The sequence below is a fragment of the Paramagnetospirillum caucaseum genome (assembly GCF_000342045.1).
Lineage (GTDB): Bacteria > Pseudomonadota > Alphaproteobacteria > Rhodospirillales > Magnetospirillaceae > Phaeospirillum > Phaeospirillum caucaseum.
This window is the reverse complement of sequence record NZ_AONQ01000030.1, coordinates 1-23853: the sequence shown is the minus strand read 5'-3', so window position 1 is coordinate 23853 and position 23853 is coordinate 1. Positions and strand designations below refer to the sequence as shown.

19 protein-coding genes and 3 tRNA genes are annotated in these 23853 nt (G+C 67.6%); 12 read left to right on the top strand and 10 right to left on the bottom strand.

What is annotated here, in order from left to right:
- From H261_RS12275 to H261_RS12265, 3 genes are all read right to left on the bottom strand, one after another.
- The gene (locus tag H261_RS12275; protein WP_040476358.1) at nucleotides 1-1263 is read right to left on the bottom strand and encodes a uroporphyrinogen decarboxylase family protein; all 1263 of its coding nucleotides are present in this window, start codon (nucleotides 1261-1263) and stop codon (nucleotides 1-3) included.
- A gap of 14 nt (nucleotides 1264-1277) precedes the next feature.
- Nucleotides 1278-1937: a cobalamin B12-binding domain-containing protein gene (locus H261_RS12270; protein ID WP_008617913.1), complete on the bottom strand. Its 660-nt coding sequence runs from the start codon at nucleotides 1935-1937 to the stop codon at nucleotides 1278-1280.
- A 348-nt stretch (nucleotides 1938-2285) separates the two neighbouring features.
- Complete coding sequence (locus tag H261_RS12265; RefSeq protein ID WP_008617909.1) at nucleotides 2286-2693, bottom strand: HIT family protein; 408 nt, start codon at nucleotides 2691-2693, stop codon at nucleotides 2286-2288.
- A gap of 74 nt (nucleotides 2694-2767) precedes the next feature.
- Here H261_RS12265 and H261_RS12260 point away from each other — a divergent pair, with 74 nt between their 5' ends.
- Together H261_RS12260 and H261_RS12255 are read left to right on the top strand one after the other, a co-directional pair.
- A complete protein-coding gene (locus H261_RS12260) occupies nucleotides 2768-3943 on the top strand; it encodes an SGNH/GDSL hydrolase family protein (RefSeq protein WP_008617908.1) in 1176 nt (391 codons plus the stop codon).
- A gap of 182 nt (nucleotides 3944-4125) precedes the next feature.
- Nucleotides 4126-5904 carry an AMP-binding protein gene (locus H261_RS12255; RefSeq protein WP_040476350.1) on the top strand — a complete coding sequence of 593 codons (1779 nt, stop codon included), beginning with the start codon at nucleotides 4126-4128 and terminating at the stop codon, nucleotides 5902-5904.
- A gap of 49 nt (nucleotides 5905-5953) precedes the next feature.
- Here the strand turns inward: H261_RS12255 and H261_RS12250 are convergent, their stop codons facing one another.
- Both H261_RS12250 and H261_RS26520 read right to left on the bottom strand, forming a co-directional pair.
- Nucleotides 5954-6163, bottom strand: coding sequence for a (2Fe-2S)-binding protein (locus H261_RS12250; RefSeq protein WP_008617906.1), 210 nt, complete (start codon nucleotides 6161-6163; stop codon nucleotides 5954-5956).
- Between the two features lie 15 nt (nucleotides 6164-6178).
- Nucleotides 6179-6304, bottom strand: coding sequence for a hypothetical protein (locus H261_RS26520; RefSeq protein ID WP_268743958.1), 126 nt, complete (start codon nucleotides 6302-6304; stop codon nucleotides 6179-6181).
- A 166-nt stretch (nucleotides 6305-6470) separates the two neighbouring features.
- Between H261_RS26520 and H261_RS12245 the strand changes: the two genes are divergently transcribed.
- Nucleotides 6471-8225 (top strand): SLC13 family permease, encoded by a 1755-nt coding sequence (locus H261_RS12245; RefSeq protein WP_008617905.1) that lies wholly within the window; start codon nucleotides 6471-6473, stop codon nucleotides 8223-8225.
- 258 nt (nucleotides 8226-8483) lie between these two features.
- On the top strand, nucleotides 8484-9926 hold the full coding sequence (locus H261_RS12240) for a DEAD/DEAH box helicase (RefSeq protein WP_008617904.1): 1443 nt from the start codon (nucleotides 8484-8486) through the stop codon (nucleotides 9924-9926).
- A 75-nt stretch (nucleotides 9927-10001) separates the two neighbouring features.
- Here the strand turns inward: H261_RS12240 and H261_RS12235 are convergent, their stop codons facing one another.
- Entirely contained in the window at nucleotides 10002-10427 is a 426-nt protein-coding gene (locus H261_RS12235) for an NUDIX hydrolase (protein WP_008617903.1), read from the bottom strand.
- Nucleotides 10428-10599: 172 nt separating this feature from the next.
- Here H261_RS12235 and H261_RS12230 point away from each other — a divergent pair, with 172 nt between their 5' ends.
- The 3 genes from H261_RS12230 to H261_RS12220 all read left to right on the top strand — a co-directional run bounded on the left by H261_RS12230 (nucleotide 10600) and on the right by H261_RS12220 (nucleotide 14467).
- Nucleotides 10600-12063, top strand: coding sequence for a sensor histidine kinase (locus tag H261_RS12230; protein ID WP_235062917.1), 1464 nt, complete (start codon nucleotides 10600-10602; stop codon nucleotides 12061-12063).
- 77 nt (nucleotides 12064-12140) lie between these two features.
- Nucleotides 12141-12575, top strand: a complete 435-nt coding sequence (locus H261_RS12225) for a response regulator (protein ID WP_008617901.1) — start codon at nucleotides 12141-12143, stop codon at nucleotides 12573-12575.
- Nucleotides 12572-14467 carry a response regulator gene (locus H261_RS12220; protein WP_008617900.1) on the top strand — a complete coding sequence of 632 codons (1896 nt, stop codon included), beginning with the start codon at nucleotides 12572-12574 and terminating at the stop codon, nucleotides 14465-14467. Before H261_RS12225 ends, H261_RS12220 begins: the two co-directional genes overlap by 4 nt.
- Nucleotides 14468-14497: 30 nt before the next feature.
- Here H261_RS12220 and H261_RS12215 read toward each other — a convergent pair whose 3' ends face one another.
- Nucleotides 14498-15595, bottom strand: coding sequence for a protein-glutamate methylesterase/protein-glutamine glutaminase (locus tag H261_RS12215; RefSeq protein ID WP_040476349.1), 1098 nt, complete (start codon nucleotides 15593-15595; stop codon nucleotides 14498-14500).
- A 533-nt stretch (nucleotides 15596-16128) separates the two neighbouring features.
- Here H261_RS12215 and H261_RS12210 point away from each other — a divergent pair.
- Both H261_RS12210 and H261_RS12205 read left to right on the top strand, forming a co-directional pair.
- Nucleotides 16129-17709 (top strand): PAS domain-containing sensor histidine kinase, encoded by a 1581-nt coding sequence (locus tag H261_RS12210; RefSeq protein WP_008617898.1) that lies wholly within the window; start codon nucleotides 16129-16131, stop codon nucleotides 17707-17709.
- A gap of 84 nt (nucleotides 17710-17793) precedes the next feature.
- Nucleotides 17794-18696: an MlaA family lipoprotein gene (locus tag H261_RS12205; RefSeq protein WP_040476348.1), complete on the top strand. Its 903-nt coding sequence runs from the start codon at nucleotides 17794-17796 to the stop codon at nucleotides 18694-18696.
- Between the two features lie 1302 nt (nucleotides 18697-19998).
- Here H261_RS12205 and H261_RS12200 read toward each other — a convergent pair.
- From H261_RS12200 to rlmB, 3 genes are all read right to left on the bottom strand, one after another.
- Nucleotides 19999-20074, bottom strand: a tRNA-Thr gene (locus H261_RS12200).
- Between the two features lie 49 nt (nucleotides 20075-20123).
- Nucleotides 20124-21941 (bottom strand): hypothetical protein, encoded by a 1818-nt coding sequence (locus tag H261_RS25450; protein WP_008617896.1) that lies wholly within the window; start codon nucleotides 21939-21941, stop codon nucleotides 20124-20126.
- A complete protein-coding gene (gene rlmB / locus H261_RS12190; protein WP_008617894.1) occupies nucleotides 21938-22738 on the bottom strand; it encodes a 23S rRNA (guanosine(2251)-2'-O)-methyltransferase RlmB in 801 nt (266 codons plus the stop codon). Before rlmB ends, H261_RS25450 begins: the two co-directional genes overlap by 4 nt.
- Nucleotides 22739-22852: 114 nt before the next feature.
- Here rlmB and H261_RS12185 point away from each other — a divergent pair.
- The 3 genes from H261_RS12185 to H261_RS12175 form a co-directional block, all read left to right on the top strand.
- A tRNA-Tyr gene (locus H261_RS12185) sits at nucleotides 22853-22938 on the top strand.
- Between the two features lie 101 nt (nucleotides 22939-23039).
- Nucleotides 23040-23113 (top strand) — tRNA-Gly (locus tag H261_RS12180).
- A gap of 74 nt (nucleotides 23114-23187) precedes the next feature.
- A partial coding sequence (locus tag H261_RS12175; RefSeq protein WP_008617892.1) for a GTP-binding protein occupies nucleotides 23188-23853 on the top strand: 666 nt, incomplete at its 3' end.

Genomic DNA, 23853 nt, shown 5'->3' with positions numbered 1-23853 from the left:
TCAGCCGCCGTATTTGCGGGCGGCGTCGAACATGGCCCGCACGTTCTCCACCGGGGTTTCGTCGGGAATGCCGAACGCGCAGTCGAGGATCAGGCTGCCGCCCTTGTTGAAGACGTTGTCCACCAGATGCTTGACGGCGGCGTCCACCTCGTGGGGCTGGCCGGTGGTCATCATCGACGGCGACAGGTTGCCGCGCAGCGCCACCACGTCGCCCAGCACCTCGAAGGCCTTGACCATGTCGGTGCGCTCGAACCAGTAGATGCACTTGCCGGCGGGAATGTCGGCGATGTGTTCGAGCCGCTTGGTGCAGTCGCTCTCCCACATGGGGATGGGGATGATGTCGGCGGCGATCAGGTCCAGCAGCATCTGGCGGAAGGGCGGCCACCAGAAGGTCATGAACTGCTGGTCCGACATGAAGGAATCGGGGGCCCAGTGGGTGGGGATGAACACGAAGGGATTGCCCGACGCCTTGACCGCCTCGATGGTGGTCCTGGTGATGATGATCCGCACCTTCTCCAGCATCTGGTGCAGCTTGTCCTTGCGGCGGAACAGATCGGTCATGATCTGCTTGGCGCCGCGGAAATAGTCGGCGATGTAGTCGTAGGGCGAGATGGACGAGAACATGTAGGAGGCGGGATAGCCCAGCGCCGTCATCTTGTTCTCGAAGGCCATGTGGCGGTTGAACAGCCGCTCGGCCTCCTCCCCGGCGGTGACCATCCGCTCCAGGGCCTGGCGCACGGCGGGCTTGGCGAAGGCGCGGGAGCCCATCACCAGGCGGGTGTAGTACATGCCGGGAAGGGTGGGCAGTTCGTCGAGCCCCTCGAACACGCCCGCCACCCGGGGCAGGTATTTGCGGAAATAGAAGCCGGTGGGGTCTTCCAGGAATTCGTCGTACTCGTCGGCCTTCATGTATTCCCGGTCGAGATACTGGAACGGCTGGTTGTCGCCGACCCCATGGCCCGGCCACTGCAATTGCTTGAAGTCCATGGCCTCCAGGGCGCGCCCCGAGGCGCTGGCCAGGAACATGGGGCTGTGGCAGTCAGGCTCGAACTCCAGGATGGCCCGTTCGGCCACGGCGGCGGTCCGCTCATAGTCGTACATCAGCTCGCGGCAGGTCATGCCGCCGTACTTGGCCAGCCAGAAGGTGGGCTGCATGCCGATGGGCATGCGGTCGGGCCGGCGCAGTTGGACGCAATCCATGACGCGGGCCCAGCGGGCGTCATAGGCGGCCTTGGCCTCGGGAGTCTGGACGGTATCGGTCATGGTGGGGGTCTCCATCAGGCGGCCTTGGCCCGGCCCAGCCATTCCTGGCACAGCGACACCGCCGCCATGGCGTTGAGGCCGAAGGCGTCGGCGCCGGTATAGGCGCGGACGGTCTCGTCCACCTGGCCGCCGCCGATCATGATCTTGAGGCTGTCGCGCAGGCCGGCGGCGGCGATGGCGTCGACGGTTTCCTTCATGGAATCGAAGGCCAGCGTCAGGAAGCCCGAGAGGCCGACCACCACCGGCTGGTGCTCCTTGATCTTGTCGATGAAGGTCTTCACCGGCACGTCGATCCCCAGATCGACCACCTTGAAGCCGTTCACCTCCAGCATGAAGGTGACGATGTTCTTGCCGATGTCGTGGAGGTCGCCGTGGACCGTGCCGATCATCACCACCGGCCCGGCCGACGCCGCGGCATCGGCTTCGCCGGCCAGCATCAGGGGCTTCACCATGGCGCCGATCTGCTCGAGCATTTCGCCGGCCATCATCAACTCGGGCAGGAAGTACTCCCCCTGCTCGAAGCGCGCGCCGACGATGTCCATGGCGGCGCGGCACAAATCCAGAATGTGCTGGGGCTCGCATCCGTCGTTCAGCGCGCCGCGCGCCAGTTCGAGAGCCACGTCCTCGTCCATGTCGGCAATGGCGGCCACCAAGGCTGAATCGTCCAACGCCATTTCGCTCCTCCCTCTCTAATCGGTGCTCGGCCCAAGGCCTTTTTCTGCGCAGGGGTATTGTCACCATATTAGTAGGCATACTGTCAATATTTTTAGGGGCGATTATCCGGACGGACTCTAGGGGTGATGAGGGGGTGTTTTCTGATAAATCCCGAATATACGGGGTATTTCCTACTATTTTTGGGGTCTGGCTGGCGCGGTTGTGGAAATATTGCACCGCAAAAACGATATCTTTTGTCATATAAAAAGTGCGTATACTGTCGAGTTAGCGGGTGCAGCATCCTCCCTGAAGGGCGCGTCCACGCGGGACGGGCCGTCCGTCAGGGGGGGCAGGGTGTCGGGCCGTCTTTACGGGGTCTGCAGCGCCGCCCGCAAGGCGGCCAGCCGGGCCTCCAGCGCCTCGGGCGTGTAGGGAGAGGCGGGAACGGCGCCCCACACCGGCTTGGGCCAGGCGGCGTCCCCGATGTTGCGGGCGATGACGTGGACGTGCAACTGGGCCACCACGTTGCCCAGGGCCGCGACGTTGATGCGGTGCGGCGCCACCGCCCGGCGCAGCGCCGTCGAGGCTCGCCCGATTTCATCCAGCAGGGCATGCTGGTCCTCGGGCGCCAGATCGGTGATCTCCACCACGCCGGGGCGCCGAGGGACCAGCAGCAGCCAGGGATAGGCGCTGTCGTTCATCAGCAGCACCCGGCAGAGCGGCCATTCGGTCACCGGGATGGTATCCGCCGCGATTCTGGGGTTAAGCTCAAACATGTATCGCGTCTCCACGTTGCGCGCGCCTTGGTGTTCAAGGTATCAGGAGGCGCCGTTTCCGAAAGGGCTTTTCCATGCGCCGCAACCGCACCAATCCGTTCCGCCGGCTGTTCTCGGTCCTGGGCCTGCTGCTGCTGGCCCTGGTGGTGGGAATCGGCGGGCTGGAACTGGTGGCGGGCTGGGTGGTGAAGCTGATCCGCGACAAGCGCCCGGCCTTTGCCGTCCAACTGAGCGACGACGATCTGCGCAAGCTCTACAACGCCGAGGACGTGGCCCGCTACCGCGACCTCCTGAAGCAGGGCTGGCGGCAGTTCGATACCGTCTACACCCCCTTCGTCGAATACCGCACGGCGCCCTATCAGGGGGCGCATTTCACCGTCTCCGACGACGGAATCCGCGGTAACGGCGCCGGCCGGCCCGATCTGGCCGCCGAGGGGCCGAAGGTCTTCGTGTTCGGCGGCTCCACCACCCTGGGGGCCGGTGTGGCCGACGACGAGACCATTCCCGCCCACCTGGAGCGGGCGCTGGGCGCGGCGGGGTTCGGTGACGTCAAGGTGTTCAATTTCGGCACCGTCTCCTATCACTCCACCCAGGAGCGCATCGCGCTGGAGCGGCTGCTGACCGCCGGCATCAAGCCGGACGTGGCGGTGTTCGTCGACGGCGACGCCGATTTCTATCACTGCGCCGTGCCCGACAGCAGCGCCTGGAACGAGCGCCTGTCCCAGATCACCCAGGCCCGGTCGCGCCAGCCGCTGTGGCGGGAACTGGCGGCCCGGTCCCATGTGCTGCAGATGATCCGTCACCTGGCCGGCGACAAGTCGGTGCTGGTGCGCGAATGGGGGCGGTTCTGCGAGACCGACGCCGAGGTGGACGCGGTGATCCGCCGTCTCGACACCAACCGCCGCATGATCGACGCCATGGCCGAGCGGCTGGGCTTCAGGGTGCTGTTCGTGCAGCAGCCGGTGCCCACCTATTCCTATGACAACCGCAAGCGTCCCTTCCCGGTCAAGGAGGAGGCGCTGGGCTATCACATGAATGCGGCGCGCGGCTATCCCCGCATGGCCGAGATGAAGGCCAACGGCCTGTTGTGGGACAAGGGGCTGCTGTGGCTGGCCGAGCTGGAGCCCCTCGAGGGCAACGCCTATATCGACGCCATCCACTATTCGCCGGCCTTCAACAAGGCCATCGGCGAGCGCATCGCGGCGACGCTGTCCGAGGGCGGCCCCCTGTCCGCCGCTAACTCCCGGTAGCGTTTCGCGGCGCAGCAGTTCAGCAATACAATTCATAATCTTGCTGCATCGGTGCCCTGCAATTCCTTTTGTTGCACACGCCGTCCGAGGCGGACAGAATGACGGCAATCAACGGGGCGGGAGCCTTGGGGCGCGGGATCGCCCGAAGGGGTCGTCGATCAGGATAGAGTCTGGGAGGACGCATGGTTTCGGCCAAGCCGGGCAAGACCATTGCTGCAACAGCTTCGGCGGCTGAGGCCGGGGCGTGGGATGATGCCGCTTTTCGGTGGAACGACGCCTTGGCCGAACTGGCGGGGGCGCCGGACGGCGCCCTGAACATCGGTTCGGTCTGCGCCGATCGCCATGTGCGCCTGGGCCGCGGCGCGGCGACCGCCATCAGCTGGCTGGGCCGCCGCCAGGAACGGCGCGACATCACCTATGGCGAACTGGCCGAGCAATCGGGGCGTATCGCCCGGGTGCTGGCCGGGCAGGGGCTCGAGCCGGGCGAGACCGTCGCCGTACTGCTGGGCCGGATTCCCGAACTCTACGGCGCGGCGCTGGGCATCTGGAAGGCCGGCGGCGTCTATTGCCCGCTGTTCGCCGCCTTCGGCCCCGGTCCCATCAAGGCCCGACTGGAACTGGGCAAGGCCGCCATCCTCATCACCTCGGATGAACTCTATGCCCGCAAGGTGGCGTCGTCGCGTGCCGCCCTGCCGCACCTGCGTCAGGTTCTGCTGGTCGGCGAGGATGGTGCGATTGCCGTCCTGCCGCAGGGGTGCGCCGATCTTCGCGCCCTGGTGGCCGCCGCCCAGCCCATGGAGGCGGTGCCGACCACCCCCGACGCGCCGGCCTTCCTGCACTTCACCAGCGGCACCACCGGCACGCCCAAGGGCGTGCTGCATCCCCATCGGGCGGTGCTGGCCCATCTGGTCACCGGGCGCAAGGTGTTCGGCCTGACCGAGGCCGACGTGTTCTGGTGCACCGCCGATCCCGGCTGGGTGACCAGCACCTCCTACGGCATCATCGCGCCGCTGGTCTGCGGCGCCGCCCTGGTCGCCGACGAGGCCGAACTGGAGCCCCGGCGCTGGTACGGCATCCTGCATGACGAGAAGGTGACCGCCTGGTACACCACGCCGACCGCCATCCGCACCATGATGCGCTATGGCGCCGCCCTTGCCCGCTCCTACCGCGAGAATTCGCTTCGCGTGGCGGCCAGCGTCGGTGAGCCCCTCAACGCCGAGGCGGTGATGTGGGGGCAGAAGGCGCTGGGCGTGCCGTTCCTGGATACCTGGTGGCAGACCGAGACCGGCGCCATCACCATCGCCAACGGCCCCGGCACCGACCGGCGGCCGGGCAGCATGGGCCGGCCCCTGCCGGGTGTCGAGGCGGTGATCATGCGTTGCGAGGCCGGCACGCCGAAACAGGTGGACGGCATTGACGTGGTGGGCGAACTGGCCATCCGCACCTGCTGGCCCTCCATGTTCTCCGGCGCCCTGGGCGAGGAGACCCGTTACGGCGATTGCTTCCGCGACGGCTGGTACTTCACCGGCGACCTGGTCAAGCGCGACAAGGACGGCTTCATCTGGTTCGTCGGCCGCGCCGACGACATGATCAAGTGCGGCGGCCTGCAGATCGGCCCCTTCGAGGTGGAAGGCAGCCTGATGGACCATCCGGCGGTGGCCGAGATCGGCGTGGTGGGCAAGCCCGACATGCTGGTGCGCGAGGTGCCGGTGGCCTTCGTCTCGCTCAATCCCGGCTTCGAGGCCGGCGACGCGTTGCGCGCCGAGCTGATCTCCTATGCCCGCCAGGAACTGGGGGCGGGGATGGCGCCGCGCGAAATCCACTTCGTCGAGGAACTGCCCAAGACCAATTCGGGCAAGATCATGCGCCGGGTGCTCAAGGCCAAGGCCATGGGCGAGCCGGACGGCGGCGACATCCTGTCGACCCTGCCGCCCTGTCCGGGCCGCTACGACGACGAGTGAACAAGAAAACGGGGCCGAAAGGCCCCGTTTCAGTGTGGGTGTCGCCCCATCATCCCCGCTTGCCGCAGGGACAGCCGCCCTGGCCGCCGCCGCAACCGCCCTTGCTCTCATCCACCAGTTCGCGGACGGTGGAGACGCATTTGCCGCAGCGCGGCTTGGAGTCGAGGTGGCGAAACACCGCCTGGGGGCTGCCGGCGCCTTCGGTGACGGCGGCGCGGACCTGGCGGTCGGTGAAGCCGTGACAGAGACAGACGTACATTAGGTGCCTCCTTGCCTATTGCCGGCCGCTGGAGCAGATGGTGTCGATTCCGGCCGCGTCGTTCACCGAGGCGATGCTCTGCAGGGCGCTGGCGCACAGGCCGAGAAGCAGGGCGAAAACCAGCAGGCGACCCGAAACCATCCGACGCTCCATGGCGTGATCCGCGACTTAATGCAGATGATAATCACTCGCATTGTTAATGCCAATAGTTATTTTGGGCAATACGCCGTTGCAGGCGCATGGCCGTCCTGGCGAAGCGGCATGGGCTGGTGTAGCTTCGCCCTTCCGATGGCATGACGGGTGACCAATGACCTTCGAACAGGGCTTGGCGTTCACCATCCTGGGCGCCACCGTCTTGATGTTCGCGCTGGACAAGCTGCGCTACGATCTGGTGGCGCTGCTGTCGCTGTCCGCCGGGATTTTGGCCGGGCTGGTGCCGCCCGACAAGGCGTTCCACGGTTTTTCCGACCCCGTGGTGGTGGTGGTTGCCGCCGCCCTGGTGGTCAGCGCCGGCATCGAGCGCTCGGGCGTCATCGAGCATCTGATGCGGCCCCTGTCGGCGCTGAAATCCCCGGACGCCCTGATCGCCACCCTGGTGGCGCTGGTGATGGTGCTGTCGGCCTTCATGAAGAATATCGGGGCGCTGGCCATCTTCATCCCGCTGTCGATCCGGCTGGCGCGGGCCGGCGGCATTCCGGTGTCGCAGATCCTGATGCCGCTCAGTTTCGCCTCGCTGCTGGGGGGCGTGATGACCCTGATCGGCACCTCGCCCAACATCATCGTGTCGCGGGTGCGCATGGACCTGACCGGCCAGCCCTTCACCATGTTCGACTTCACGCCGGTTGGGCTGGGCATCTGTCTCGCCGGCATCGGTTTTCTGACCTTCGCCTGGCGGGTGCTGCCCCACGACCGCCAGGGTAGCGCGTCCGGGAGCAGCTTCCGTATCGAGGATTACCTGGCCGAGGTGCGCATCGAGGCCCATTCGCCGCTGATCGGCGCCACGGTGGCCGACCTGGAGCAATTGTTCTCCGGCGGCACGGTGACGGTGGCGGCCATCATCCGCGACCAGGGCCACCGCTATGTGCCCGGCGGTCATTGGGAGTTCTCCGAGAACGACGTGCTGGTGCTGGAAGGCGACCCCATGACCTTGAAACCGCTGCTGGATTCGGCGGGGCTGGTCCTGATGGGCGGCGGCGGCCTGGGCACTGCGGACACCACGGTGATGGAAGCGGTGGTGATGCCCAATTCCATCCTGATCGGCAGCACCGCCGCCAGAAGCGCCCTGCGGCGGCGCCACGGCATCGCCCTGCTGGCCATCAGCCGGGGCGGACGGCACATGATCGAGCGGCTGCGCCAGACCGAGTTCAAGGCCGGAGACGTGCTGGTGGTGGAGGGCAACGGCGAGGCCATGCCCGGCACCCTGGTGCAGTTGGGCTGCCTGTCGCTGGGGCAAAAGGCCATGCCCGTCGCCCGCAAGTCGGCCTGGCTGCCGGTGGGAATCGCCTTCGCCGCCATGCTGTCGGTGGCTTTTGGCGTGATACCGGTGGGCCCCGCCTTCTTCCTGGCGGCGGTGTCCATGGTGCTGCTCGGCTGCCTGCCGCTGCGCGACGCCTACGAATCCGTCCACTGGCCGATCATCATCCTGCTGGGCGCCCTGATTCCCATCAGCGACGCCATGAAGAGCACCGGCGCCTCGGACCTTCTGGCCGGCTGGCTGGCCCTGGCCGCCTCGCAGGTTCCGGTCGCCCTGGCCCTGGGGCTGGTGCTGCTGGCCTCCATGCTGCTGGCGCCCTTTCTCCACCACGCCGCCACCGTGCTGCTGATGGGGCCGGTGGCCGCCGGCATGGCCACCAAGCTGGGCCTGGCCGTCGATCCCTTCCTGATGGCGGTGGCGGTGGGAGCGGCCAGCGACTTCCTCACTCCCATCGGCCACCAGTGCAACACCCTGGTGATGGGGGTCGGCGGTTATCGCTTCGGGGATTACTGGCGGCTGGGATTGCCGCTCAGCGTCATCGTCCTGGTCTCGGGAACCCTCCTGATCCTGACCTTCTGGCCGATTTAGTTTGACTTGTGCGCAGCGAAAGCGCAGGGTCCGCCCGTCCGGACGATTCGCGTCCGGCTTGCTCGCGGGCAGCGCGCAACGGCTTGGTCCCCCGATGGACCGCCTTCCGCCCCGAGCCTTCTTTCCCTTGCCCATAGCTTCCTGGCCGCGCGTCCGGGAGGAGCCCGACGGGAGCCGCATCATGCGTCGTCCGTCCCGCCGTCCGTCCCCGCCCAGTGTGGGCGCGAGGGATGACGGCCTGTTGATGAAAGAGACCTGATGACCGTTCTGTTTTCCGAACTCGGCCTGGCCGAGCCCCTGCTGAAGGCGCTCGAGGCCGAGGGCTACACCTCGCCGACCCCCATCCAGGAACAAAGCATTCCCCATCTGATCGAGGGCCGCGACGTCCTGGGCCTGGCCCAGACCGGCACCGGCAAGACGGCGTCCTTCGCCCTGCCGCTGCTGCAGCGCCTGGATACCTTCAAGAAGCGCGCCATGCCCAAGAGCTGCCGCGTCCTGGTGTTGACCCCCACCCGCGAGTTGGCGGTGCAGGTGGGGCAGAGCTTCAAGACCTACGGCTGCCACTACCGGCTGCGCCACGCCTTGGTGTTCGGCGGCGTCGGCATGGTGCCGCAGATCAAGACCATGGCCGGCGGCGTCGACGTGCTGGTCGCCACCCCCGGCCGTCTGCTTGACCTGATCGACCAGGGCGCCATCCGCCTGGACTCGGTCGAGGCGCTGGTCCTGGACGAGGCCGACCGCATGCTCGACATGGGCTTCATCCAGCCCATCCGCAAGATCGTCGCCATGGTGCCCAAGCAGCGCCAGACCGTGCTGTTCTCGGCCACCATGCCCGATTCCATCGTCGGCCTGGCCAATTCCGTACTGCACACCCCGGTGCGCGTCGAGGTGACCCCGGTCTCGTCGACCGTGGACAAGATCGACCAGAAGGTGCTGTTCGTCGACCGCGAGCACAAGCGCACCCTGCTGACCGACATCCTGGCCACCGACGACGTCAAGCGCGCCCTGGTCTTCACCCGCACCAAGCACGGCGCCAACCGCGTCGTCGAACTGCTGGAGAAGGCCGGTATCACCGCCGACGCCATCCACGGCAACAAGTCCCAGGGCGCCCGCCAGAAGGCCCTGGCCGATTTCCGCGACGGCCGCATTAAGGCGCTGGTCGCCACCGACATCGCGGCGCGCGGCATCGACGTGGACGGTATCACCCACGTCATCAACTTCGAGCTGCCCAACGAGCCGGAAAGCTATGTCCACCGCATCGGTCGCACCGCGCGCGCCGGCGCCTCGGGCATCGCCCTGTCCCTGTGCGACGGCGACGAAGTGGCCTATCTGCGCGACATCGAGAAGACCATCCGCCAGGCGGTGCCGGTGGATTACGAGCACGCCTATCACGCTCCCCACATTGCCACCCGTGGCCTGCCCGGGGGGCCTCGCGCCACCAAGCCGCCGCAGCCCCACCGTGGCGGTGGCGGCGGCAAGAGCGGCCACCCGCAGCAGAGCCGCGGCGGCAATCCCCATGGCGAGCACGGCTCCCATGCGGCCAAGGGCCGCGACGGCGCCAAGCACACCCACGCGGGCAAGCCGGCCTCGGCCAAGCCTTCGTCCGGCCGTCCGGCCGCCGGCAAGCCGGGCGGCGCCCGTCCCCAGGGTGGCTTCAAGGGCATGCCCGGCGGCAGCCGGACCGCGTCCGCGCGGGGATAATTTTGCGGGCAGGATGCCCGCGCTCCAGGAGCGGTTCCCGTTTCTGGAGCGCGGCCGTCCCGGCCGCTTGCCGGTTCAGCCCAGCACCATGCGGGCGAGGCGCGGCGCGTTGACGCTGACCGGCAATTCGCCGCCCTCGATCTCGGCCAGGGTGAACCAGCCGGCGGCCTCGGCGTCGTCGGCGGCCACCGCTTCCCCTTCCGGACTCAGGCAACGCACCACGTTCAGCACGTAGTGATAACGGACGCGGCCTTGCGCGTCGGGGCTGATCACCTCGAACACGTCCACCACGCCCCTGGCCTCGGCGGCCAGTCCCGTCTCCTCGGCCAGTTCGCGCAAGGCGGCGGCGGCCAGCGTTTCGCCCACCTCCACCAGCCCGCCGGGAAAGCCCCACTTGCCGCGATCCGGCTCCTTGGCCCTTTTGACCATCAGCAGGCGGCCGCCGCGCTCGACCAGGGCCAGCACGCCGGGCAGGGGATGGGACGGGTATTCTCGCGACATGGAGCCTCTCGATCTTGCCTCCCGGAGGATAGAGCCGCCCGAGGTCCATGTCACTTCCGGACGGCTTGCCTCGCGGCGGGGGCGGCCTTAGAATGGCTCGATTCGAATATTCATTCTGGTCAAGTGGGCCGACGGGGTTCTCATGGGGTTGGCCGTCTTGCGGGCACCGGAGGTGACAGCCGGTACGATTCCGAGACCGCGCGAGCGTATCGCGGCGCGGCTGGGGCTGCTTTTTGCCGCCCTGGCCGCCATCCTGGTGGGAATCATGGCCCTGGCGGTGTGGAGCCTGTGGCCCGACGAGGCCGACCGCAGCCTGGGCTGGCTGCTGGCCGGGCTGGTGCCGTTGCTGGTCGGGCTGTCGTTCCTTGGCGGTCTGGCCATCGGCCAGCGGGTCGACCGGCGCCTGGCGGCCCTGGACGGCTCGCCGCCGCCTCCCGCCGCTGAGCGGTGGAGCGACCCCCTGGGGCTCGCCGCCGCCCTGGACGACCTGGGCCGACGGTTCGAGCAATCCCAGCGCGCGGCGGAGCAGCGCAGCCGCGCCCTGGTCGCCAATGCCGAGCGGGTCGCCCAACTGGGTACCTCCGAGCGCGACCTGCAGAGCGGTATCGGCGTCTGGTCCGACGAGTTCCACGCCATTCTCGGTCTGGTGCCGGGAAGTTGCGTTTCCTCGCAAGAGGTGTTTCTCGAGTCGGTCCATCCCGGCGACCGCGCCGAGATGGCCGAAATCCTGCGTTCCACCAACGCGGAAACCGGCTGCCGCGAGGTTGATTTCCGCATCGTCCGCCCCGATGGCGAGGTGCGGATGCTGCATGGCCGTGCCGAGGTGTCGTGTGACGCGGCGGGGCGGCCGGCCCGGCTGAAGGCGACCATCCAGGACATCACCGAGCGCAAGCGGCTGGAGAACGAGCTGGACGGCCTGATCCGCGAATTGTGGCGTTCCAACGAGGAACTGGAGCAGTTCGCCTACGTGGCCTCCCACGATCTGCGCCAGCCGCTCAGGGTGGTGGGCAGCTATGTCTCGCTGCTGGAAGAGGAACTGATGGGCAGCCTGGGCGGCGAATCCCTGGAATACATGGGCTTCGTCCGCGATGGCGTGCGGCGCATGGACCGGCTGATCACCGATCTGCTGGCCTATTCGCGGGTCGGCCGGGTGATCGGCGACGCGCCCTTCACGGCGGCCGAGGCGGTTCGCTCCGCCCTGGCCGACCTGCAGATCGAGATCGAGGATTCCGACGCCACGGTGAATGTGGCCGAGGCGCTGCCGACCCTCTACGGCGACCGGGGCGAGATGGAGCGCCTGTTCCTCAATCTCATCGGCAACGCCCTGAAGTACCGCCGCCCCGACCAGGCCCCCCACGTGTCGGTGGAGTGCGAGGACGCCGGCGACCAATGGCTGTTCCGGGTCCGCGACAACGGCATCGGCATCCCGCCCGAGCATGCCGAGCGGGTGTTCGGCATCTTCCAGCGTCTCCACGCCCGCGACGAGTACGAGGGAACCGGCGTCGGGCTGGCCATCGTCAAGAAGATCATCGACCGCCACGGCGGCACCATCCGGGTGGAACCCCATGACGGACCGGGAGCGGTCCTGGCCTTCAGCTGGCCCAAGGGACCCCACCAGCCCGAAGCCGGGGGCTGATACGGATGGCTGGGCCTTGCGCCGGCCGGTAATTTGAGACAGGGTCTAGCGCGATATCGAAACATCGGGGCGGGAACGTGGCTTCCAAGGATATTCACGACATCCTGCTGGTCGAGGATGACCCGGGCGACGCCGGTCTGGTCCGTATCGCGCTGCGGCGCTCGCGCCATGTCTGCCGCCTTCACCACGTCAAGGATGGCGGTGAGGCCATGGACTTTCTGCGCCGGGCGGCCGCGCACGGCCAGGCGCCGCGCCCCGACCTCATCCTGCTCGACCTCAATCTGCCGGGACGCAACGGCCACGAAATCCTCGAGGAAATCCGGGGCGACACCACGCTCAGCTCCATTCCGGTGGTGATCCTCTCCACCTCGGGAGCGGACCGCGACGTCAAGAAGGCCTATGCCTTGGGCGCCAGCAGCTACGTGTCCAAGCCGATGGATGTGGAGGCCTTCACCGCCGCCATCCATTCCATCGAGGATTTCTGGTTCGGCACCGCCCAACTGCCCCCATGACCACGCCGCCCATCCGGGTCCTGCTGCTGGAGGACGACCCCGCCGACGCAAGGCTGGTGGGCCAGATGCTGCGCCGGGTCAAGACCCCGCCGTTCGAGGTCACCGTGACGGGGCGGCTTGCCCAGGCGGTGGAGCGCCTGTCCGATGGAGCCGAGCGCTTCGACGTGGTGCTGGCCGATCTGGGGGTGCCGGATTCGGCGGGCATCGCCACCCTGGACGCCCTGACCCAGGCGGCGCCCCGCCTGCCGGTGGTGGTGCTGACCGGCAACGACGACGACGCCGTCGCGCTGGAAGCCCTGAAGCGCGGCGCCCAGGATTACCTGGTCAAGGGCCTGGGTGACGCCTTCATCCTGTCCCGGGTGGTGCGCTACGCCATCGAGCGCAAGATGGGCGAGGAGGTGCTGCGCGAGGCCCGCGACAGCGCCCAGCAGGCGGCAAGGGCCAAATCCGTCTTCCTGGCCATGATGGGCCACGAAATCCGCACCCCGCTCAACGGGGTGCTGGGCATGGCCCGTCTGCTGCTGGAGACCAATCTCGACCCCCGGCAGGAGGCCTTCGCCGAGACGCTGGTGTCGTCGGGGGAATTGCTGCTGGGGCTGGTCAACGACATCCTGGACTTCGCCCGCCTCGACGCCGAGGGCATGACCCTGGCCGTCGAGCCCTTCGACGTGCTCGACACCATCGAGGAGGTGCGTCTGGTCCTGGCGTCCCGCGCCGCCGAAAAGGATCTGGCGCTGACCTGCCGCTTCGGGACGGGGGTGCGCCGCCAGGTGGCGGGCGACCGCCTGCGCCTGCGGCAGATTCTGTTCAATCTGGTGGGCAACGCCATCAAGTTCACCGATCGCGGCGGGGTGGAGATCGGCATCGAGCCCCTGGCCGCCGAACAGGGGCAGGTGCTGCGCTTTCTGATCAAGGATTCCGGCATCGGCATCGCGCCGGAGATCGGGGCGCAGTTGTTCACCGAATTCTGGCAGGGCGACAGCGGTGCCGCCCGGCGCTTCGCCGGAGCCGGGCTGGGGCTGGCCATCTGCAAGCGCCTGATCGACCTGATGGGCGGGGTCATCGGCTATGACAGCTTGCCCGGCCAGGGCACCACCTTCCGGGTGGACCTGCCGTTGCCGCCGGCCGAGACCCTTTCCGCCGATTACCCGGCGGCGGCGGAACGGCCCTGCCGCGTCCTGCTGGTGGACGACAACGAGGTCAACCGCGAGGTGGCGGCCGGGCTGCTGGAGCGGCGCGGCCATCAGGTGGTCTGCGTCCGCGACGGCTATGAAGCGGCGGCGGCGGCGAGCCGGGGCGGCTTCGATCTGGTGTTGCTGGACATGCGTATGCCCGGCATGGACGGCATCGAGACCGCCCGGGCCATCCGCGCCCTGCCCGGCGCGGCGGGCAAGGTGCCGCTTTACCTGCTGACCGCCAATCCGGTGAAGGAGGACGAGGCGCGCTGGCGCGAGGCGGGCATCCTCGGCTGCCTCGCCAAGCCGTTCCGCCTCGACGACATGAGCCGCCTGCTGGCCGGCGTGGGGGAGGAGCGGCCGGACGCGGGGGGCGGACCGAGCCTGGTGGCGGTGGCCGGCCTGCTGTCCGACATGGGCGACCTCGGCCGCGACCGTCTGGTCGGGCTGGTGGAGCTGTTCCGTTCGTCGTCCTCGGCCGACCTCGCCGCGCTGCGCACCCATGCCCAGGCGGGCCGGCTGGCCGAGGCCGGGCAACTGGCCCATCGCATGGCCAGCGCCGCCTCCAGCCTGCATCTGGTGCCGCTGGCCGCCAAGTGCCGGTCGGTGGAGGATGCGGCGCGGGCCGAGGACCCGAACACCCCCGTCCAGGCGGAGGAACTGGCCGATCTGTGGGAACGCTCCCTGGCGGCGGTGGGACGGGTGCTGGACCTGTGAAGGGGAGCGGGCGTCCCGCCCGTCCTTTCCTCAGCTGACCAGTTTGCGGATCAGGTCGCCGATCTCGCCCAGCGGCAGGATGGCTTTGCACAGTCCGGTCTGGGCGGCGGCGGCCGGCATGCCGTAGACCACGCAGGTGGCCTCGTCCTGGGCATAGAGCTGTCCGCCGGCCTCGGCCAGCACCCGACCACCCTTGGCCCCGTCGCTTCCCATGCCGGTCAGCACCATCGCCACCGCCCGGTTGCCCCAGGCGGCGGAGACGCTGCGGAACATGGGGTCGACCGCCGGCTTGCAGAAATTCTCGGGCGGAGCATCCGACAGCCTGATCAGCAACTCGCCGCCCTTGCGCTCGGCCAGCATATGCCTGCCCCCGGGAGCGACGTAGACCCGGCCGGCCATGATCTTCTCGCCGTCCTTGCCCTCGGCCGACGGCAGGCCGCTGGTCTGGGCGATATGCTCGGCCAGGATGCCGGTGAAGGTGGGTGGCATGTGCTGGGTGATCAGGATGGGAATCCGGGGCTTGACGGTGCGCAGCTTGGCGAAGATGTCGAACAGCGCCTGCGGACCGCCGGTGGACGAGCCGATGGCCAATACCTCCACCGGGCCGCTGGGCGGGATGGCGGCGGGACGGGGCGGGACGGTTCCGGCCGGGCGGGGGAGAGGAGAGGACGCCGGTGCGGCGGGGCGCAGCTTGCGGGCCGCCAGACTCTTGATCTTGTCGATCAGTTCACGCTTGAAGCCGCCGGTTCCCGACATGTCGGCGCCGGCCGAGGGCTTGGGGATGTAGTCGGCGGCCCCGGCCCGCAGCGCCTGGAAGGTCACCGTGGCGCCGCGCTGGGTCAGCGACGACAGCATGATCACCCTGACGCCGGGCACCGTCTTCAGGATGCCGGGCAGGGCGGTCAGGCCGTCCATCACCGGCATCTCGATGTCCAGCACCACCACGTCCACCGGAGTGCGGGCCAGGGCGGCGATGGCCTGCTCGCCGTTGGCGACCTGGGCGGCCACCGTGATGGCCGGGTCGGTGGCCAGGATGCGGGCCACCAGGCCGCGGACGATGGCGGAATCGTCCACCAGCATGACCTTGACGGAACCGGCGGCCGGTGGCGTGGAAGACCCAGGAAGCATGCGGCCCCGTCAGATGTATATTTCACTCATATTCGATGGTAGCCGCGCTTCGGTTCCCTTGTCCATGGGGATGGAATGGTAGATACGTCTATTGACATTATCACCTTTGTATGTTGGTATTAATCCCTACAGGAGGCCCGTGGCGATACCGATCGGCAGAGAACGGCAACGTCCCTTTCTCCCGCAATCGGGGGTCTATCACCAGCATCAGACCTTCGCGAAGAAGGCGTATCGCAGACTGTCGCGGATGAAGAAATCGCATCCGCGACTTTCTTTTTTCTCCTGGCGGACGTCGCGGATGGCGCAACTCCACCCGGTCCAATAGGTGCAATCCCGGCATTCCCGCCGCATGGCCTTTTCACCCGACACCTCGTGCTCCTCCTCTCCGGTGGCGGGGAAGAATAGTCGTCGAGTGCGACGGTTCCGTGACGGGGCGATGACGGTTCGGGAAAGAATGAACCGCTCAAGGCTTGACGCGCCCCGTCGCGAGGCCCCCTAATTCGGGCCCGTCCCTTCCGCCTCGCGAGGCAAACGTGCTGCCGTCTCCGGTTTCCGCCGACTTTCACCAGACCTTGCTCGCCACCATGGCCGAGGGGGTGGTGGTCCAGGATGCCGGCCGGCGGATCATCTTCGCCAACGCTGCCGCCTCGGCCATTCTCGGTCAGAGCTCCGAGGAACTGGTCGGCAGGATTTGCTGCGTCGAGGATTGGGACGCCACCCATCTGGACGGCACGCGGCTGGGCGGCGCCGACCATCCCGCCGCCGTCGCGCTGATGACCCGCCGCTCGGCCGGCCCCTTGGTGATGGGCATCCGCCGGGGAAGCGAGCGGGTGTGGCTGCGCCTGCGCGCCCAGCCCATCGCCCTCGAATCCGGCAGCGCCGTGGCGGTGCTGGTCACCTTCACCGAAATCTCGGACCTGATCGATTCCAAGGTCCGCCTGCGCGAGGCCATGGGGCGGCTGGAGCAGGCCCATGCCGCCAAGCAATCCCTGACCGAGCGCCTGGCGGAATTCCTGGGGCGCCAGTTGGACGTCTCCCTGGAAACCCTGGCCGAGAGCGAGCAGCGCTTCCGCCTGGCCATGGAACTGGGTACCTCGGTGGCCTATACCCTGGACTTGGACCTGCGCTACACCTGGGCCCATTCCTGCCAAGTGGGGTTTGGCGACGCCGAACTGATCGGCAAGACCGAGTACGACATCTTTCACCGCGATACCGCCGACATGCTATGCGCCATCTATCGCGGCGTGATCGAGACCGGCATTTCGGTGCGGCGCGACGTGCAGGTGCAAAGCCTGGCCATGAGCCGGCCGCAATATTTCGACCTGATCGCGCGGCGGCTCTACGACGCGCGGGGCGAGACCGTCGGCCTGATCTGCGCCGCCATCGACATCACCGAGCGCAAGCAGACCGAACTGGAACTGCGCCTCGCCAAGGAAACGGCGGAAAAGGCCTCCGCTTCCAAATCGCGCTTCCTGGCCGCCGCCAGCCACGATCTCAGCCAGCCCATGCAGGCGCTGCAGATGTATTGCGCCATCCTGGCCGAGCGTCAGCCCGAGCCCGGCGTCAAGGCCAAGCAATGCGCCAACCAGCTGTCGCGCCAGCTCAAGGCGCTGCTCAGCGTGTCGCGTCTCGATGCCGGCGGCATGACGGTGACCCGCAGCCGCATCGCCTTGGGCGACCTGCTCGACCAGGTGGCGGCGGCCAGCCGCCCGACGGCCGAGGCGAAGGGGCTGCGCCTGCGTGTGGTCAAGACCGCCCTGGCCTGCGAAAGCGACGCCACCCTGCTGGAACGCCTGCTGGGCAATCTGGTCTCCAATGCGGTGCGCTATACCGAACGGGGCGGGGTGGCGGTGGGCTGTCGCCGCCGCCGGGGGCGCATCCGCATCGAGGTCTGGGACAGCGGCATCGGTATCGCCGAGGAAAACCTGCCGTATATTTTCGAAGAGCTCTACCAGTTGAACAATCCGACGCGCCGCGCCGATGAAGGATTGGGGCTGGGCCTGGCCATCGTCGACAGAATCGCCCGAATCCTGGGCATTGCGGTTTCGGTCCGCTCCGTTTTCGGGCGCGGCTCCGTCTTTGCCATAGACCTGCCGTGTTCATATGACGTTTGACCTCCCGGCCGCAGTGGATATTATGCGCGCCCGGGGACGGTATGATCATGCCGGCCGGGGTTCCTTGGTTGGAGGTTTAAGGATATGAGGCGTCGTCTGCTTTCCGTGGCGGCTGCCATGGCGCTTTCGATGGTGTCGGCCTGTGCCACGCTGCCGGAAGACCCCGAGGACCGCGCCGAGGCCGAAGCCGTCAACGACCCGCTGGAGCCCACCAACCGGGCCATCTACGACGTCAACGTCTTCCTGGACAGCAATCTGGCCGAGCCCGTCGCCCAGGCCTACCACGACGTCGCCCCCAACTGGTTCCGCCAGGCCCTTCACAACCTGCTGGCCAACCTGCAGGAGCCCTACACCGCCGGCAACGACCTGCTGCAGGGCAATCCCGCCGCCGCCGCCGATGCGCTGGGCCGCTTCTTCATCAATTCCACCTTCGGCATGCTGGGCACCCAGGACGTGGTCGCCGAGAGCGGCGGGGCCAAGCGCCACAAGACCGATCTGGGCGTGACCTTCGCCGTGTGGGGGGTCGAGGAAGGCCCCTACCTGATGCTGCCGTTCTTCGGCCCGTCCAACCTGCGCGACGGCGCGGGGCGCGCAGCCGACTTCTTCGTCTCGCCCACCGGCCAGGTCTTCGCCACCCAGGGGCTCGACGTGATCAACAACGTCACCATGGGGACCGACATCGTCGATACCCGGGCCGAGCACCTGGACACCATGAGGGAGATCCGGCGGACCTCCCTCGACGAGTATGCGGCCATCCGCAGCCTGTACCGCCAGTTCCGCGCCGCCTCGCTCCAGGCGGCCCGCGACGGGCAGAAGGATAGCCGCGCACCGCAGCCGGGACAGGCCGCTGCCGCCACGTCCGGCCCGGCTTCCGCCTCGCCCGGCGGTTCCGCCGCTCCCTCGGCGGTGCAGGGACAGGGAACCGCCACGCCCAAGGATCCCGAGGTCAAGCCCAGCGCCGTCGAATTCGTCGACCCCAGGAAGTAGATTCCGCGCACCGCGTCGGACATGGAAAAAGGGGACGGGCCGTCGGGCCTGTCCCCTTTCTGCTGTTCTGGTGCCGGCTACAGGATTCGAACCCGTGACCCCCTGATTACAAAAGGGGGCTGTAACTGACAGGGCCGCAGGATAGCTGGGCTTGGGGATGGATAAGCCGGGCAAGCACGTCCAGCGACTTCAGCTATCAGGCTAACAGGCTGCGGAAAAACTCCCGTCATTCCCGCGAAAACGGGAATCCATGCACCCGCCACTCAGCACCTTGTGTCTAAGGCAAGTTTTTGCCCCAACATGGCCCCGCTTTCGCGGGGGTGACGAAACAAAAGTGGGTTGGTGGAGTTTTTCTGCAGCCTGCTAAATCGTGGAGCCGGAACCATTGCAAAACTGGCTGGAATTGCGCCGCTCGCTAGGGCTGGTCATGGCGGTCTTTACTGCGGCGGAGGCTGTCGCTTCCGCATTTTGCCTTCCGGTAGGGTTGGGATCGGGTTATCCTGCCGTCAATCAGGGGCAGATAGACCGCATATCTGGGAAATATCGACTCTAGATTGGCCTTATAGTCGCTTTATTTTCAATATCCAGGGAATTGGCACAATGAGAACAAGAATACTTATCGTTTCAGCCGCACTGTTCCTGGGCGCTTGCCAGACGACAGGCACAACCTCTTTGGCACAATTCGAGGGAAAGTTCGCCAGTGCCGCCCAGGTCGAAAAGCGCTTGGTTGGAAACACGACGTGTGGCGTGGGATCGACTGGGACGATTTCCTGCACGTACTGGATGCCTGGCGGACGACTCTCGACGCTTAGCAATCTGTCGCGAGGCGGGCCGACATCGGGCGAATACAAGATTAAGGAAAACGGAGACGTATGTCTGTCGTTCAACAGTCCTTTCATAACCCCATATTGTGGAAGGCTGGTGATTGACGCGACAACCAACGTCTCACAGACCATCGATGCAAGCGGGCAAGTCCTCTACACCGCAAAAGAAGTCCTTGAAGGCAATCCCAAGGGGCTTTAGCAGCCATGCCGCCGGAGCAGTGGTCGTGCACCGCTGTTCCCTGAGCAATCGCTTGAACGCCTTCTCCCCCTCCCTCCAGGGAGAGGGAGGAATAGCAGCTAATGGTTCTCGATCTGAGTATTGCCGCTAGGCCAAACGGTATGATGATGCTTTCCAACATCCACTATGTCCCCGGACAACCTGCGCAATGCCGTGGAGCGGCTGCCTGGACATAGTTTGGCATAGTGCACGAGCGGCCCGATGGGGCCGCTCGTGTAACTGGTTGAATTTGCGAAAAAATGGTGCCGGCTGCAGGGTTCGAACCCGCGACCCCCTGATTACAAATCAGGTGCTCTACCAGCTGAGCTAAGCCGGCGGTTCCGGGAAATTAGAGAGGAATGCCGCTTGCCGCAAGGGGGTTCGGATCAGTCGAGGCCCATGCAGAACGGCTCCTCGGCGATGAAGTTGGTCCAGCCCCATTTGCCGCGTTTGCCCGTCGCCGGATAGGCCCAGCTCCGCACCGGGGCCCACCTTCCGTCCTCGAACCGCAGCAGTAGGGCCGAGCGGGGGGGCAGGCCGGGGCCGAGCACCATGGGGCCCGCCGAATCGGTGCAGGACACCAGGGCGAGGGTGAAGCCCCTTTGCGCCATTTCGGGCAGGGTCCGTTCCGTCGGACTGGGGACGTGCGCCACCGTCAGGCCGGGGCGGCGCGGATGGGTGTGGCGCAGCAGCGATTCCAGAGCCATGCCGCTGGTGGAATTGTCCCGCGGCAGGATCAGGGCGATGCGGGAATCGGGGGCGATCTCGGCGGCCAGATTGCGGGCCAGGAAGCGCAACTGGGGCTGGGGCTGGTCGCGGTCGAAGCGTAGCAGGATCTGGGCGGCGACCGGGGCTCCCAGCATCAGTGCGATGGCGGTGCCGGCCAGGACGCGGCGGACGAGGGGAGGCGGCGCCCGCCGCCCCCCGGCCATGTCCCGCGCCGCCAGGACCAGGGCCAGGAGTGCGGCCAGCGACAGCTGGGTGTTGTAGCGGAAATAGGAATGCTCGCGGCCGAAATGCAGCAGGAAGGTCGCCACCAGGAACAGGTTGAAGAAGATGATGGTCAGGGCGCACAGCCTCAGGCTGTTGCGGCTGGCCGGACTCACGGCGGCGGGAGGGCGGACGGCCATGGCCAGTACCACCGCGAACAGGCCGAACTGGAAGGCCTTGTTCTTGGTGACCCAGGCCATGTCGCGCAGGATCTCGGCGATGCGGGAATCGCGCCAGGCCCCTGCCATGTCGCTGCCCAGTTCGCCTTCGGGAAAACGCAGGACCACATGGGTCCGCCAGGCGGCGTAAAGGACCAGGGCGGGCAGCGCGGCCAGCAGCAGCGTCCGCAGCGCCGGCCACCGTTCGCCGCGCGGCAGGGCGAGGACGGTCAGCAGGCCGGCGGCCCCCAGGGACAGGAACAGGCCGATGCCCTGCTGCTTGACGGCGACCAGCGCCGCCAGGACCAGCGCCAGGGCGGTCAGGCTTGCGGTCTCGCGGTCTCCCGACAGCAGGCGGCCGCCCAGCCAGATGGCGAACATCAGCGTGATGGCCAGCGGCGCCTCGCCATAGCCGGCGAAGGAGACGCGCGGCACGAAGCCGGGATTGACGGCGGTGGCCAGCAGCAGGCCGAAAGCCGCCATGCCCCAGCCGGGACGCCGTCCCCCGCCGAGCAGCCGGCCCAGAACCAAGGCGGCGGGCAGATGCAGCCAGAGAGTCGCCTGGGCGATTCCCGAGGGGGCGAAACCGCCGCCGGCCAGCGACCCCAGGAACGGTACCAGGGCGACGTTGTAGGGGGCGACGGGGGCATCGGAATGGGCGGGCGGCCCCAGGGCGGTGGGAAACGCCCCGTGGTCGAACAGGTAGGCGCTGTTGGGCAGGATCAGGGCGAAAACGTCGAGCTGCGACGGCTCCATGGGGGCCATCACCGCCAGCAGCGGCAGGGCGAGCAGCAGCAGGCGTCCGGCCTCCCGCAGGTCGTCGCGCCAGGGGCGCTTCCGGGTCAGGGCCGCGCCGGCCAGGGCGGCGGCCAGGAAGCCCCAGGCGGGAATGCGCAGGGAAAGGGGCGTCAGCACGCCCCACAGGGTCAGCAGCAGGCACAGCGCCCCCCAGCCGGCCATGGCCTGCACGCCGATGCCGTGGCGTCCGCCCAGGCAGGCGCGGCCCACCAGACACATGGCGGCGAAGGCGATCGCCACCTGCCAGACGGCGATCATCCCGCGCGCCGCATTTCGTAGAGGGCGACGGCGGCGGCGTTGGAGACGTTGAGGCTTTCCATCTCGCCGCACATGGGCAGGCGGACCAGATGGTCGCAATGCTCGCGGGTCAGGCGGCGCATGCCTTCGCCTTCGGCGCCGAGCACCAGCGCCACCTTGCCCGACAGCCCTGCCTCGGCCAGAGTCCTGGGGGCGTCGGCGGCCAGACCGGCGGTCCAGAAGCCGCCCTTCTTCAGATCCTCCAGGGCGCGGACCACGTTGGTGACGCGGACCAGCGGCATGCGCTCCAGCGCGCCCGAGGCCGACTTGGCCAGGGTGCCGGTCTCGTCGGGGGCGTGGCGGTCGGGGGCGATCACCGCCAGGGCGCCGAACGCCGCCGCCGAGCGCAGGATGGCCCCGACATTGTGGGGGTCGGTGACCTGATCCAGCACCAGCACCAGGGCCGAGGGGGCCATCCCGGCGCTGCGGATCACGTCCTCCATGGTGGTGGCGGGCAGGGGCTCGACCAGCAGGGCGACGCCCTGGTGTACCGAGCCGGGCGCCAGCAGCCGGTCGATCTCGGCCCGCTCCATGGCCTCCACCGGCAGCCTGGCGGGGGGCAGGGACTTGGCGGCCTCGGCGGTGGCCACCAGCCGGCGGGCGCGGCGCTCGGGATTGGCCAGGGCGGCATTCACCGCGTGGATGCCGTAGAGCCAGAGGGACGAGCCGCCGCCGCCGCCGCCGCCGCCTCGCGGACCCTTGCCGGACGATTCCCGGCGGTTGGGGTGGGGGGGGCGACGCTCATCTCTGTTTTTCATGGGGCTCTCCTGTTGCCTCGGCATTTAACCCTCTCTTTTCGGATTGACAAGCTCCGTTAAATTCCCATAAGTACAGCCCTCCCGTCGCCCCGGCCAAAAGCCGGATGACGGTGTGGAGGGGTGGCCGAGCGGTTAATGGCAGCAGACTGTAAATCTGCCCTCTTATGAGTACGGAGGTTCGAATCCTCCCCCCTCCACCATTTATCCCCCAATAGGGCCGGGTGCCCCGTTTCGGGACGGATGACGGGGAACGGTTTCTTCAGGTCGAGCACCAGGCGGTGCGGCCCAGCGGGACGATCTGGCGGGTGTAGCTCAATGGTAGAGCAACAGCCTTCCAAGCTGATGACGGGGGTTCGATTCCCCTCACCCGCTCCACTCCCCGCCGCCGTATCGACCGGGAGCATGGTTTGACACATGCGGCAGTGCGCCGCGATCGGACGGGTTGAAAAATGGCCAAGGCTAAATTCGAGCGCAACAAGCCTCACTGCAACATCGGGACCATCGGTCACGTTGACCATGGCAAGACCTCGCTGACCGCGGCGATCACCAAGATCCTGGCCGAGACCGGCGGCGCCACCTTCACCGCCTACGACCAGATCGACAAGGCGCCGGAAGAGAAGGCCCGCGGCATCACCATCTCGACCGCCCACGTCGAGTACGAGACCGTCAACCGCCACTACGCCCACGTGGATTGCCCCGGTCACGCCGATTATGTGAAGAACATGATCACCGGCGCGGCGCAGATGGACGGCGCCATCCTGGTGGTGTCGGCGGCCGACGGCCCCATGCCCCAGACCCGCGAGCACATCCTGCTGGCCCGTCAGGTCGGCGTGCCGGCGCTGGTGGTGTTCATGAACAAGTGCGACATGGTCGACGATCCCGAGCTGCTGGATCTGGTCGAGCTGGAAGTGCGCGAGCTGCTGAGCTCGTACGATTTCCCCGGCGACGACATTCCGATCGTGCGCGGCTCGGCGCTCTGCGCCCTGGAAGACAAGCAGCCGGAGATCGGCCGCGAGGCCATCCTGAAGCTGATGGCCGAGGTCGACGCCTACATCCCGCAGCCGGAGCGTCCCAAGGACAAGCCGTTCCTGATGCCGATCGAGGACGTGTTCTCG

Excerpts from the sequence above, each read along its gene's own strand:
- H261_RS12275 (WP_040476358.1), bottom strand. The coding sequence starts at position 1,263 with ATGACCGATACCGTCCAGACTCCCGAGGCCAAGGCCGCCTATGACGCC.
- H261_RS12270 (WP_008617913.1), bottom strand. The coding sequence starts at position 1,937 with ATGGCGTTGGACGATTCAGCCTTGGTGGCCGCCATTGCCGACATGGAC.
- H261_RS12265 (WP_008617909.1), bottom strand. The coding sequence starts at position 2,693 with ATGTTTGAGCTTAACCCCAGAATCGCGGCGGATACCATCCCGGTGACC.
- H261_RS12260 (WP_008617908.1), top strand. The coding sequence starts at position 2,768 with ATGCGCCGCAACCGCACCAATCCGTTCCGCCGGCTGTTCTCGGTCCTG.
- H261_RS12255 (WP_040476350.1), top strand. The coding sequence starts at position 4,126 with ATGGTTTCGGCCAAGCCGGGCAAGACCATTGCTGCAACAGCTTCGGCG.
- H261_RS12250 (WP_008617906.1), bottom strand. The coding sequence starts at position 6,163 with ATGTACGTCTGTCTCTGTCACGGCTTCACCGACCGCCAGGTCCGCGCC.
- H261_RS26520 (WP_268743958.1), bottom strand. The coding sequence starts at position 6,304 with ATGGTTTCGGGTCGCCTGCTGGTTTTCGCCCTGCTTCTCGGCCTGTGC.
- H261_RS12245 (WP_008617905.1), top strand. The coding sequence starts at position 6,471 with ATGACCTTCGAACAGGGCTTGGCGTTCACCATCCTGGGCGCCACCGTC.
- H261_RS12240 (WP_008617904.1), top strand. The coding sequence starts at position 8,484 with ATGACCGTTCTGTTTTCCGAACTCGGCCTGGCCGAGCCCCTGCTGAAG.
- H261_RS12235 (WP_008617903.1), bottom strand. The coding sequence starts at position 10,427 with ATGTCGCGAGAATACCCGTCCCATCCCCTGCCCGGCGTGCTGGCCCTG.
- H261_RS12220 (WP_008617900.1), top strand. The coding sequence starts at position 12,572 with ATGACCACGCCGCCCATCCGGGTCCTGCTGCTGGAGGACGACCCCGCC.
- H261_RS12215 (WP_040476349.1), bottom strand. The coding sequence starts at position 15,595 with ATGCTTCCTGGGTCTTCCACGCCACCGGCCGCCGGTTCCGTCAAGGTC.
- H261_RS12205 (WP_040476348.1), top strand. The coding sequence starts at position 17,794 with ATGAGGCGTCGTCTGCTTTCCGTGGCGGCTGCCATGGCGCTTTCGATG.
- H261_RS25450 (WP_008617896.1), bottom strand. The coding sequence starts at position 21,941 with ATGATCGCCGTCTGGCAGGTGGCGATCGCCTTCGCCGCCATGTGTCTG.
- rlmB (WP_008617894.1), bottom strand. The coding sequence starts at position 22,738 with ATGAAAAACAGAGATGAGCGTCGCCCCCCCCACCCCAACCGCCGGGAA.